The organism is Rossellomorea oryzaecorticis, from assembly GCF_045897515.1.
In the GTDB taxonomy this organism is placed as follows: Bacteria; Bacillota; Bacilli; order Bacillales; family Bacillaceae_B; genus Rossellomorea; species Rossellomorea enclensis.
The window spans coordinates 1-12,897 of the sequence record NZ_JBJOSA010000026.1; the positions used below are offsets into that span (position 1 = coordinate 1).

Consider the following 12,897-nt stretch of genomic DNA (forward strand, 5'->3'; position numbering starts at 1 on the left):
GAAACCGCCGTATACGGAACCGTACGTACGGTGGTGTGAGAGGTCGGGGGTTAGTCACCCCCTCCTACTCGATTAAACTGTTGTTAAGAGTTAGGAATTATTGGATAATTGTGAAAGCGGATTTAATTGGTCCCGGTTTCCAAAAGCGAGATGCGGCTATATTTTCAAATCGCATCATCCCATAAATAAAGGAGAGATGACGTTGGCTACTTGGGTGACACATTTCAGAATCGCAGAAGAATTGTTGAGAACGGAACTTGCTGTTTCACGGATCGGATTTTTGGTAGGGAATATCGGTCCGGACTGCGGCCTTATCGGGGAGGACGGGATTCCTCATCCCCCGAAGACCATTACACATTTCAAGGGTGAAGGCTTAATCAATGCAGAATCATTTTACGATGAGTATCTTCGGGGTGAAAGTGAGTTCGTTACAGAAGAACTTTCTTACTATCTTGGCTATTTCATTCATCTGGTAACCGATGAGGAGTGGCTGAAGATCTTAGCGGAGAAGAAAAAGGAGAAGGTCTATCAGGATATATTGAACTCTCCTGATTACGCAAGAATTGTTAAAAGGGATTGGTACGGGCAGGATTTTTTATATCTCAAACAGCATCAAGAAAGCATTTTCTGGACGGATTTTCAGCATATTGAAGATTTTCCTGAATACTTGAGTTTCTTCAGGGACGGGCAGACACTCGAGCAGATCGAGAATATCACGAATTTCTATAAGAACAGCTCGATCCCGGGTGACCACGATTTTATTTATCTTTCAACTGAGGAAATGGATGATTTTGTGAATGATACAGTCAGAAAGATCAAGTTAAGTTTGAATCATAGACTGAATATGCAGCTTGTCTGATTCATCTGGTACCTGCGCGCTTATAAAGCCTTAACTTTAAAATTTAACAGAAAACGAGGGTGAACAATGATCATCAGAAAACGCAATAACGATGAACCGCTTCCTATTAAACTATTATTGCTGGCTGATCCCTCAGAAGAGATTGTAAGGGAATATGCCAGCCGCGGAGAATGCTTTATAGCCGAACTCTATGAGGAAGTTGTGGGTGTTTATGTATTACTGCCGACCAGGCCAGGTACGATCGAACTTGTGAATGTGGCTGTTCCAGAGGAATTGCATGGCAGGGGAATCGGAAAACAGCTTGTAATGGACGCAATAACGAAGGCGAAGAATAAAGGATTTAAAACGATTGAAGTGGGCACCGGCAACTCAGGAGTCGGGCAGCTTGCACTCTATCAAAAATGCGGATTTAGAATAACGGGTGTGGATTTAGACTTTTTCATAAAGCACTATGATGAAGAGATTTTTGAAAATGGAATTCAGTGCAGGGATATGGTCCGGATGGCAATGGACATATCTTAAATAATTTTTTCCTGACAAACAGATTTGCCAATTTTCTATTATCAACATATGCATGATGTTAAAGGTATTGTAAGTATTATAAATAAAGGTGGTGCAGGAATGTCCATAAAATCGTATGCGTCTGTTTTCCTTGCTTGCAGTATGTTCCTCCTAACGGCATGCAGCGGGAATGGGACAGTACCTGAAAAGGATGAAAAAGAATCCGAAACTGAACAAAATCAAGTGGACGATACTTCGGATTCGGGTGAAGAAAGCAACATCGGATTAGAAGATACTGGAGATCCACAGAATGAAAAAGATAATCAGCCTGCCGATGAAGAATCAAGTGAAGCTCAAACTCCTGATGATAAAGCCGTGATAGATGAAAAAGCCTATACTTCTGCAGAGGAAGCTGCCGGCACCCTTGAAGGTTATACGAAAATCAAACAGACCAACATTGATCTGGGTCATGGCATCAGCGGCTTTCAAGAAGGAGCTGCCGGACATGAATACCTATCCTGGAACGAAGGCCGATGGCTCATAAGAATTAATTTCCCCACTGATCCCCAATATACAATTGACGGGTATGAAGACGGCCCTGATTTGGGGAGGGATGTAGTAGATTATCTGGAGGACCATTATCTGCCTGCACCTAACAAGATTGGGATGATTGAGATCAATGGATTTAAAAATCATCCGGAGACCGTCGTCAAATGGCAGGATGGAAAAATGATATATACCATCACTTCAAATAGTGAAGACCCATTCGAGGCATTGAATACAGCAGTAGAATCGAATAAGAGTTAAATGGTGCAGCGGGGGGGATCCCCGCTGTTTTTACTTAAATTAAGTTTGAGTTACATTTAGTAAAATGAAATAATTGGAAACAGGGGTGTAGTATTAGTAAAAAAGTTTGAATAGTAATGTAATGATAGTCAAATAGAATGATGGGAAAAGGAGGAATTCTTTGTTTTTATATCTTGCTTTTTTTCTGCTCCTTTTGAATGTCGTCTTTTTAGTGTTGAAAAAAGTGGCTCCTTATTCTGAAATAATGAACTCATTCAAAACTGTCAATGGATTCTGGAAAGCCCAAGCCGCCTGCTTGACTCTTGTACTGCTTTTTGTGTTCCTTCACTTTTCAGGCGAGGAAAGAGCCAAATGGCACATAAGCCCGGACTATGTATCCGATGGTGTATTGTATTTAGGGGATGAGAGCGGAAGTATTGAATACGAATCTTTGGTGGTGGAAGAAAGGAACTATGAAACAAATGTGATTTTACCCATTGCGGCGGTGGAGACAGATAACGTTCGTCTTTTATTTACGCATGACGGTTCAGCAAAAAGAGAACCGATAACACTTTCTCAGCCCCATGATAAGAAGCAGCCTGTCACACTATGGTTCCCCGAAAGTGGAAAATGGAGAGTGGATATCGAAATTGATGGAACCGTATATTCTTCCATCGTGCTTCCGGTCAAAGAGAAATAACCGGGCTCTCATAGACTTATAGATAAAACTATGTACAAAGAGGTGTTCCCTATTGGAAAAAATAAAAAAAATATTCATACCCGATAATGCAAGAGTAATCGTCATATCTGACATACATGGTGAACTGGAGCTTTTCAAACAACTATTGAATAAAGTGGATTTCAACACAGGAGATTATTTGATCATAAACGGTGATCTTTGTGAAAAAGGCAGCAATAGTGACGGTGTGGTGAGGTTTATCATGGAACTGGAGGCTCAATACCCAAATGTACATGTCACTGAAGGCAACTGCGACACATTGGTTGAAGACTTGGTCGAAGAAAACCCTGCACTCCTGGGATATTTAAAAACGAGACAACATTCGATCCTGAATGAATGGCTCGATAAAATAGGTTTTGTCATTGGTGAGGATACGACAGTCGGAGAAATCAAAGAAGGGTTGACCTGCCATTTTTCAAAAGAAATTAACTGGCTGCTTCAGTTGCCGACTGCAATTGAAGCGGATGACTATATCTTCGTTCACGCCGGTCTTGAGGAACGGGTCGATTGGGAGGAAACAGATCGATTGAAAGCTATAACATTCCGTGAATTTCTTCATCACACGCACAATGCAGGCAAATATGTGATCGTCGGCCACTGGCCGGTCGTCAACTACTCATCCGATATATCGTCACACAAACCAATTATCGATGAAGGGAAAAAAATGATCGCGATTGATGGTGGAAACATCATTAAAATAACCGGTCAGCTCAATGCCCTGATCATTGATCGTATAAATAAAAAGGATTCGATCACCTATACATATACCGATTCATTCCCAAAATTCGAAGTTTTAGAAGATTTTCATGCTGATTCTGAAATGACGGGTGCAATCTCCTACCCATCCTATGAACTCGTTCCCATCACAGCAGGACAACACTTCACTTTATGTGAACAGGTTGAAACAATAAATAAGTTATATGTGAAAAATGAATATATTTGTCAAGGAGAAAATGGCAGTGCATATGCCAAAAACGATGTTTCCTGTGCTCATATCACCGTAAAAAAAGGAGACATCGTATCACTTATCGACGATAACTGCAGCGGGTACGACTTAATTAAGAAAAATGGGGCTGTCGGGTGGATTGGCAAAGGAATCCTTGCATATCAACACTCTTTACATAAACAATCGAATTCCCTTCTGAACAAGGAACAAACTCCTGTTTAAAACTCAAAATTCAGAAAAAGTGGATGAACACAAGGGTTGAATATGGTAACATAGACTCACGGAATTTATTTTCTTACAATTTTGTCATTTTGAAGTGGCACAAGTATTGAAGGGGGATATGAAAATGATCCCGGCGAACAGAAAAACAGATCCATTCCTGATCAGCAAGATCAGGGAAAAAGATATGGGCTCCATCTTTAATTGGTTTGAACAGCGTCAAAATTCATTTTATACGATTGGATGGATGCATCTTACGGACCAAAAGCAAATGGAGGAGCTATTTTACAGAGCTATTAAAAAAATACATCAAGAACTGCCGAATTATAAAAGAAAGAGTCCCTTTGATATATGGGCTTCTTCGATTTTTATACAGGTTTGCCGTGAGCTTTCAGAAGCTTTTCAACCGACCGAACCAGTGCAGGATGTATTTGACGCACTGCAAAAACTTTCAGAAAAAGATAAAGAAGCCATTGGGGTCGTATACCTAATGGGATATTCCTTTGAGGAAGCTGCGCAGATGCTCAATGCTGACATTAGCGAAATAAGAAAGCGCCTATTTTCAGGAATCCAGCTTTTGAAAACGGAATTAGGCTATCACGGAAGCCAAAACGGCTGCCCGGAATATAAACTGCACTACATAGATTACTTGGAAAAAAACCTTGAACGCCCGCAAAAGGTTGATTTTGAAATACATACCTACAATTGTCCCGGCTGCCAGGAGGAACTCGCTTCATTCCAGGATATCATGCTGACTTTAAAGGAGACTGCAGATGGGGTGAAGGTTCCCGGCGTCATATTGATGAATGTAAAAGCAAGGATTGAAAAAGAGGAAAGCATCAGGCAAAAAAAGAAAAAGAAACGTAAAAAAATCGGGATGTCATTTGCTGCCGTGTTTACATTGCTGTTGTGCACCGGCTTTGTCACCGGCACGTTCACCAGCCTCTATTACTCCTGGACGGAAGATAACAAAGAGCTCCGCACATATCTGCAGAATGATTTAGGTGAACGACTTGACATGGAAGCGGAGAGTGACGGGGTAAAAGTTAAAATCAAAAGTGTGGTTGCGGACGATGTACAGACATTGGTTTTTTATGAAATAGAAGATACTGCAAAAGACAATCGATACAGGCTGAATCTGCATGACGGCGTCAACGTTGAGAATGAATATGAAATCATGGATCGAACCGCCCAGCAGAGATTCTCTCCTCCGTTCCCGCCAGCAGACTCTGATAAGAATGAAAAGAATATTTTCGAAGGGAAGCTGAGCCTGCTGCCGCTGAAAGATGAAAGCGGGACAATTAAATTAAACATTAACAGGTTGCAGAAGCTGATGGTCGATCCTGAAAATCCAGGGGAATTTAAACCTTGGGCTTATGAGGAAATGGAATTCGCAGACGGAAAATGGGAATTTGAGATTCCTGTGGAGAAAAATCCTTCAAGTGAATTTTCGTTGGAAAAGGAAACAGAAATCGAGGGCTTGCCTGTCCGCTTTGAGAAGCTTACAATTGCCCCTACTGCAACGATCCTTCAATATAGCTTCAAGAATCAAGACGCTGAGAAGCGGATTGAAATGCTCAATTTAGAACTCCTTCAAGCAGGACGGGAAAAATTGAAAGCAGACTTATACGGCAGTTCATTTGTGGACAATCCAGGAAATATGGAATGGATTTCTTTTCAAGCACATTTTGCCCCTCTATTCGGGCAGCTGCCAGAAGAAGTCAATGTGAAGTTCGGTTCCATTCATCTGGCAGTCCAGGATGATAAAATAATAGAATTGGATTCTACTCAACCGTACCCACAGACATTTGATTATCTGGGAAGTACCATTTCAATTGATAAAGTGGAAGTGGGATCCCCGACAAAAGTAGTAATCAGTAATCATGATCTCAACGACCGTGAATATGAATCACTTCAATTCCACGTGACCGGACAAGAAGACTATGAAAATATCTCAATGGGGATGGATTCTGAGGGAGTCCTTGTCGATAAATATGGAAAGGAATACGATCCCATGGAACTGGGCTATCCTTTCGAAGAAATCGAGCAGCCCCGCTATTTTCAAACAGTTCAAAGTTTCGAACTTTTCAATGACACATCCGGGGAAGAAGTCATTCCTAAAACACTTGATATTCAAGGATATACGACAACGAAATACGTGGATGATATGGTGAAGATTGAGTTATAACTTAGAGGTCTGTCCAATAGGGCAGGCTTTTTTATTGGGAAACCACTTAAATTTTTGCTAATACTGATGATGAGGAGAACGACAATCAAATCAGGGTCTTTACATTATTCAAACAATGATAAAATGGGGGATGAAGACTTAAGGGGGTTCCATTTTGACAGACCTATTTATTTTTATACTTATCATTTTCATCGCTTCCACTCTTCAGACAAGCACAGGTTTTGGGTTCTCCATCATGGCCACGCCTTTTTTACTCCTGCTTTTCCAACCTGCTGAAGCGATCCAGATCAATCTCATTCTATCGCTGCTCATTTCCATCGCTCTTATATGGAAAATCAGGGAGTCCATAAATTATGAGTTAATGAGGAAACTTATTGGAGGGAGTCTGGCGGGGGTTCCGGTCGGGTTACTTATTTTTATGACGATTGGAGACCTTACCATGTTCAATATTGTTGTCAGTGTCATCCTGCTGGTTCTGACTGTTTTACTTATCATGAGGTTCAGGATCAAACGGACACCACTTCGGGATTACCTGATAGGGGGGACTTCAGGCATTCTGACGACAAGCATCGGAATGCCAGGCCCTCCGCTGCTGCTGTATTTTACGGGGACAGATACGAAAAAGGAAGTGTTGCGTTCCACCACACTGGCATTTTATCTCTTCATCTATCTGATCAGTCTGATAACCCAGCTCATATTTACAGGTACCGATTCAGTTATATGGAAATCAAGTTTGTATGCCATCCCTGTTGTGTTCCTCGGTCTGCTGGCCGGCCAATATCTATTTAACTGGGTCAACCAGCGGATTTTCACGATTTTTACTTATTTTCTGTTAGCCTTCACAGGTTTGTATTTATTAATCAATAGTATCTTTTATTAAGTTTGCGTCCTTCCCGGTATCGGTGGACGAATAAAGATTATTCGACAAGTGGAACGTATTTTAGGAAAAGTGGAATGAAAATCTGATATCTGGAACGTATTTCTCTAACCTGGATTGAAAAACGTTAAAGAGGAATGTATTTTTCAAAAGTGGAATGAAAATCATTGATTTGGGTTAATGAATGAGCTGAAAAGGGTAGTAGGCTAAGTTGAAACCCCGAAACAACTTCATAACATCAATTATTGGAGCAAAACCAATAGAAAATTTAGCAAGCGAAGCGCCATTCAATGAAGTCTGTCCTTTGTTACCCTTTGGAAAAGTGATCAACGGACAGGCTTATTGCATCTTTTAACCAAGGTGAGTTGAAACATTCAGGAGTTAATCTCAGGAACGAAGGCGGAAGGCGGCAGATACTTGGAGGACGTTCTCCAGACATCACAACTAAAAAGATTATGTAGAAAATATGTCATAAACAGAGTAAAAAAGCACTTCTTTTTTTAGGAGGCAGGGTGTAAAATTAATACAAATTATGTGTGATATTTACATCTGGATATTTTCGAATGTGTAGTTGCACTTGTTATTACAGCCTGCCGGACGACTCGTTTTCATTGAATATTCGGAATATTAAAAAAATGAAGAGGTTGAGGAAAATTGATTATTGAATCAAAGGAAATGCAGATTAAGGAACAAAGTATCTTTCATCATCAAGGGAATAAAATCATCACGGATGACCGTGAGATAAAAGTCATTGCAAGAATGGAAGAACCTTGTATCGTGGTTTTGGCAGATGTATTGAGCCATGAAGAATGCGATGCGCTCATCCAGCTTTCTAAAGAGCGTATGAACCGGTCCAAAATCGGAAATACACGCAGTGTGGATGAACTACGCACCAGCAGCAGCATGTTTTTTGAAGAAGCCGAGAATGAGTTGGTAGTGAAAATTGAGAAAAGGGTTTCTCAAATCATGAACATCCCGGTAGAACACGGTGAGGGGCTCCAAATATTGAATTATAAAATCGGGCAGGAGTACAAAGCGCACTTTGACTTCTTCAGGTCGGCATCAACTAAACCTGTCACCAACCCGCGAATCAGCACGCTGGTCATGTACCTTAATGACGTGGAAGAAGGCGGGGAAACCTATTTTCCTAAATTGAATTTTTCTGTATCTCCTCAAAAAGGGATGGCCGTTTATTTTGAGTATTTCTATGACAGCCAGGAGCTGAATGAACTCACCCTTCATGGCGGCGGCCCGGTAATAACAGGCGACAAATGGGCAGCGACGCAATGGATGAGAAGAAAAGTGTATCGATAGAGAGAAGAAAGCTCTTCCAATATGGAGGGCTTTTTTCATTATCTTTATTTTGAGGAAATAAGGAGTTGGGCAGCCCTCTAGATCATGTGAAATGCTGAAAATGGGAGGGAATGGCGGCCTGGAAATAGAATTACAATTATATATGCGCATAAAATCGAAAGGAGAATCATGATGAAATTGACGAGGGATACCCAGTATATTCGAGGTTTATCTCTGAAGGAAGACCGTATTCCCTCTTATAACGCATTTCCATTTTGTCTGCCCGTCATGAAACATTTCAATGAGTTGATGTTTCATCCGAATGTCACCTATATCATAGGTGAAAATGGCATGGGGAAGTCTACTCTTCTTGAAGGGATTGCCATTGCATTGGGCTTTAACCCAGAGGGGGGAACGATGAATTTTAATTTCTCCAGCTATGATTCACACTCTGATCTGCATGAGTATTTGCGGGTCGTTAAAGGTGTTGAACGGGCAAAGGACAGTTTCTTTTTCAGAGCAGAAACCTTCTATAATGTCGCTTCAAATATAGAAGAAATGGACAGGGAACCATTACCTGTCCCCAAAGTGATCGACTCTTTCGGTGGTAAATCGCTTCATGAGCAGTCGCATGGTGAATCATTTTTTGCAGCTTTCACTGAACGTTTCCGCGGTAACGGACTATACATACTGGATGAACCGGAAGCGGCATTATCACCTCTGCGCCAGCTGTCGATGCTTGCCCGGATTAATGAACTGGTCCAACAGGGGTCCCAATTCATCATTTCGACCCACTCACCCATAGTGATGGCATACCCGGATGCTAAAATCATTGAATTAAGTGAGTCAGGGATGACAGAATCACGCCTTGAAGATACGGGACATTATAAATTGATGAAGCAATTTATCGATGACCGCGAAAGACTGCTGGTTCACTTGTTTAAAGAGTGATGGTTTTTTGTTGCCCCATTTACTAATTGAATATGAGCTTATTTTTTGATGAACGAAACAGCACAAATGACTTAATAATAGAAGGAGATTGCCTATGTATCAATTTTTTAACGGAATGATTATACGTGAGGGAACAAAGGGAGTACCGGCAGATGCTAATGGATCTTGTTGTCTCCACCGATTACAGGGGAAGGGGAATCGGAAGGAAACTGGTTGAACTCTGTGTCGGGAAGCTTCCACACGGTGACTGGTTTGCCCATACATCTGCAGATAATTTTCCATTTTATAAAAATTGCGGGTTTGAAGTAAAGGATTTATCGGAAAACGGAACATGCAGTTATTATGGATATATTAAAGCCAGGAAAGAGGGTCATCGCCTGACATGATGAAAAAGGGGGACATGGAATGATATATAGGAGAAAAGTATATAAATTGGCATCAGGAATGGTGAATGAATTCAATCAGCACTTCAACGACACCCTTCTGCCAGTCCAGTTGAAGCATGGAGCTAGATTGATTGGCAGGCGGAAGACCTCCTCAGATGAAGAAGCAGTTGAAATCTTCGCTATTTGGGAGTACGACAGCTATGAAGAATATGAAATAATTGAAGGAAAGTCAGAAGTGATGAGCCGCATATTAAGAGAGTTCAGGAATGGTTTGCTCAAATGGGAGGGAGAGAGAAACTGAAAGGGTCTTTCTTTAAGATCGATCAGGACTTTTTAGAATCAACTCTAACCAATGAAAGTACCATCATATTAAAATAGAATGAACATCTCTGGCAATGTACCAAACAGCAACTATAAAAATATTAACCAAGGCGACAGGAGTACCGGTTACATCACCCGTATCCCTGTTACCTTGGTTTTTTTGAGCATGGCGTGACCTTTTGTACAAGCTCTGCGTATTTCAATAGTAGAAGGGGTGATAGATTTAATGGTTAAAGCTATTGATTATTTAATAGCACTGGATGACGGTCATGGGCTTGGAACATCAGGAAAGCGTACGCCTTATATTCCTTCCATCGGGAGGCAGATACGGGAAAATGAATTCAATGAGAAAGTAACGGTCTATTTGAAAGGAGAATTAGAGAGATGTGGTTTCAGGACACTTTTGACAGCGCCGACTGATGGGGATACTCCGCTGAAGGAAAGGACGGGTCTTGCCAACTCCAGGGGGGCAGATGCACTGGTTTCCAACCACTTCAATGCGTTCGACGGGAAATTTAATGGTCCGGGCAAAGACCCTGAAGGACATTCGCTTCATATTTATTGCAATGATTTGAATGACAGGAGGCTTGCAGAAAGCATTGCAAACTATCTGAAGCAGGGAACGAAGCAAGTATTCCGCGGAATCATTGAGCAAAACCTTCATATGACAAGGGAATTCAATAAAGCAGCTGTACTAGTAGAGAATGGCTTTATGGATAATGAGAAAGAAGCGCTGCTCATGATCAATGAAGTTTTTCAGCGTGAGACAGCGAAAGAGCAGGCAAGAGGAGTGTGTGATTTCTTTGGAGTTCCATATGTGACCGAAAAACCAGGAGGCGGGATTAAGCCTCTGGAATCACGTTCAGATGGTGTTTCACCTGTTTATACCGGCAAACGTGTAGAAAGTATTTACAGAGGATCTGAAGGGCTGGACTTTTACAGCAGGCCGACTTTCAATGATGCATACAAGGCAGGGACGTTAAAATTCCGATACGGATTTTCAGCGGTTCTCCGCAAATTAAGGGTCGAAGGTGCCTATATGTATGAAGTGAAAAATTCCCGCGGCCATGTGTATTATGTGACCGCTTCCCCTAAATTTGTAAAAGTAAAGGGTGCAGGCAGAGAAACGGCGCCACCATCTAATCCGGATCCTTTCACGGTGTCTGTCGCGATTGGTGAAATCAGGGTAATGGGCGTAACGCAGGCGGCAATCATACAAGATCGCCCTGACAGATTGAATTCCAAGAATATCGGTACCATTGCAAGAGGGCGGACCCTTCCGGTCACAGGCTCGGTCAGGGGAAAGAATAGCAATTCAGGTTATTGGGAAGTCATCTACGATGGCAGAAGAGCTTATGTAACAGGAGATTACGGAAGGTATACTGCTTATTAATAAAAAACAGGCCTTGAATACAGCAATTTCTTGCATTCAAGGCCTGTTTTTTATTGAATCTCACTTCATAGGACATTGTCTATAATCTGTTCGAATGAATCACTTACCCTGCTTCTATTAATAAGGATCTGTTGATTGTCGAGAGTTACGCTTCCTCTATAATCATCGAGATTAAACTTTTCCTTGAAAGCCGCCATGGATCCTTTACTTCGCTTATCAATTTCAAAATATACAGTTGTTTCACGATCGCCTTGAAGAATATAGACTTCCAGTTCGTCGAGCTTCCGGTTGTACTTACCGTAAGTTGGAATGAATTCGAATTGTTGTACAAATGGACGCTTCGTTTTCACCCATGCAGGAGTGTTCTGACTTTCCATCTGTCTGAATTTAAAGCCAATTACCTTGATTGCATCAATAATGTTTTCGTGTATGGTGGAAGGCTCGACTGCTACATAATCTTTGTCTTTCGGGTCGATTGCATGCCGGATATCAATTCCCGTCTCGATCCAAACGGGAGGTATATTCTTTTGGGTGTGAGGATCTGTCATTGTTACGGGCGTATCGTGCGGGATTTGGATAGAGAACGGAATGGTCTTTCTTTCACCTTTACTAATTGTAAAAGGTTCATTTAGCTGAAAAGAATCTACTATGGCCGGTGATAATCGATCGCTGCCTTCATGGCCGAACATTGTCATTAATTTAAGATTGATGGCTTCTATCCGTTGATCTGTATTTCCGCCCTTTACCTCTACCATTCCATGTAGTATCTCCCCCTGCTGAATAAAAGGACTTTTGAGCTTTGTATCAACCGCAGCAGAACCTATTCCCATACTCGCAACCACTTTATCAAAAACAGACATGAATTCCTCTCCCTCCTATTGATTTCATCGTAGCACATATATTGGGTTGGGTAACAGCAGGAATAAAAAGATCAGATGAAGAAGAACGCTTTTTTGAAGGCAGAACAAGATTCCTGTCAGTTTATTAAACTATTTTCATTTATACCGTTTACGTTTTTGTGTAAAGGGTAAACCCCTAATGGAAGCAAAGGGGGAGTCTATATTTTATGCGAAACTTTTCGAATATCGGGTGTGTGTAGCAGGACGGAAAGGGATGTAAACGTAGAAATTTCGCTCGCAATAGGGAGCGATGATTCTGAACATGTAATCGCCACCTGCACAGGTATTAGAGACGATTGTCATGATTGCCCTTTTATACTATTAAATAATGAGGAATAAAAAAAGCAGGATTAGAAAAAATAACTGAAAATGATGAAGTATGAAATCAGTGTTGAACGGAAATCGGGTTCGGCACTTTTTTGTGTTTTAATGGCTCCTTCAGCCGGTGGAAATATATGCTGAGACGGGGCGCCTTTATGTTAAGGATTTCATTATCGAGGCAAATAAAATGTTGAAAACAGAAAAAATTATTGAATTTT

12 protein-coding genes and 1 pseudogene are annotated in these 12,897 nt (G+C 41.3%); 12 read left to right on the plus strand and 1 reads right to left on the minus strand.

The window, feature by feature from the left end; all coding sequences use genetic code 11:
* The first annotated feature begins 202 nt into the window (after positions 1–202).
* The 12 genes and pseudogenes from ACKA06_RS19350 to ACKA06_RS19405 all read left to right on the plus strand — a co-directional run bounded on the left by ACKA06_RS19350 (position 203) and on the right by ACKA06_RS19405 (position 11,459).
* Entirely contained in the window at positions 203–859 is a 657-nt protein-coding gene (locus tag ACKA06_RS19350; protein ID WP_198257546.1) for a zinc dependent phospholipase C family protein, read from the plus strand.
* A 66-nt stretch (positions 860–925) separates the two neighbouring features.
* Positions 926–1,381 (plus strand): GNAT family N-acetyltransferase, encoded by a 456-nt coding sequence (locus ACKA06_RS19355; protein WP_198257547.1) that lies wholly within the window; start codon positions 926–928, stop codon positions 1,379–1,381.
* 99 nt (positions 1,382–1,480) lie between these two features.
* Complete coding sequence (locus tag ACKA06_RS19360; protein ID WP_411160410.1) at positions 1,481–2,167, plus strand: hypothetical protein; 687 nt, start codon at positions 1,481–1,483, stop codon at positions 2,165–2,167.
* A gap of 160 nt (positions 2,168–2,327) precedes the next feature.
* Positions 2,328–2,846, plus strand: coding sequence for a hypothetical protein (locus ACKA06_RS19365; RefSeq protein WP_197670984.1), 519 nt, complete (start codon positions 2,328–2,330; stop codon positions 2,844–2,846).
* 52 nt (positions 2,847–2,898) lie between these two features.
* Positions 2,899–4,053: a metallophosphoesterase gene (locus tag ACKA06_RS19370; RefSeq protein ID WP_411160411.1), complete on the plus strand. Its 1,155-nt coding sequence runs from the start codon at positions 2,899–2,901 to the stop codon at positions 4,051–4,053.
* A 124-nt stretch (positions 4,054–4,177) separates the two neighbouring features.
* Positions 4,178–6,238 (plus strand): DUF4179 domain-containing protein, encoded by a 2,061-nt coding sequence (locus ACKA06_RS19375; RefSeq protein WP_411160412.1) that lies wholly within the window; start codon positions 4,178–4,180, stop codon positions 6,236–6,238.
* A gap of 154 nt (positions 6,239–6,392) precedes the next feature.
* Complete coding sequence (locus ACKA06_RS19380) at positions 6,393–7,118, plus strand: sulfite exporter TauE/SafE family protein (RefSeq protein WP_197670981.1); 726 nt, start codon at positions 6,393–6,395, stop codon at positions 7,116–7,118.
* Positions 7,119–7,790: 672 nt separating this feature from the next.
* Positions 7,791–8,429: a 2OG-Fe(II) oxygenase gene (locus ACKA06_RS19385; protein ID WP_411160422.1), complete on the plus strand. Its 639-nt coding sequence runs from the start codon at positions 7,791–7,793 to the stop codon at positions 8,427–8,429.
* 171 nt (positions 8,430–8,600) lie between these two features.
* Positions 8,601–9,359: an AAA family ATPase gene (locus ACKA06_RS19390; protein ID WP_198257552.1), complete on the plus strand. Its 759-nt coding sequence runs from the start codon at positions 8,601–8,603 to the stop codon at positions 9,357–9,359.
* A 155-nt stretch (positions 9,360–9,514) separates the two neighbouring features.
* Positions 9,515–9,745, plus strand: a pseudogene (locus ACKA06_RS19395) (GNAT family N-acetyltransferase); the annotation flags it as partial.
* Between the two features lie 19 nt (positions 9,746–9,764).
* The gene (locus ACKA06_RS19400) at positions 9,765–10,046 is read left to right on the plus strand and encodes an NIPSNAP family protein (protein WP_232353641.1); all 282 of its coding nucleotides are present in this window, start codon (positions 9,765–9,767) and stop codon (positions 10,044–10,046) included.
* Positions 10,047–10,292: 246 nt separating this feature from the next.
* On the plus strand, positions 10,293–11,459 hold the full coding sequence (locus tag ACKA06_RS19405; RefSeq protein ID WP_411160413.1) for an N-acetylmuramoyl-L-alanine amidase: 1,167 nt from the start codon (positions 10,293–10,295) through the stop codon (positions 11,457–11,459).
* Between the two features lie 65 nt (positions 11,460–11,524).
* Here the strand turns inward: ACKA06_RS19405 and ACKA06_RS19410 are convergent, their stop codons facing one another.
* The gene (locus tag ACKA06_RS19410; protein WP_198257554.1) at positions 11,525–12,319 is read right to left on the minus strand and encodes a sporulation protein; all 795 of its coding nucleotides are present in this window, start codon (positions 12,317–12,319) and stop codon (positions 11,525–11,527) included.
* Between the last annotated feature and the right edge of the window lie 578 nt (positions 12,320–12,897).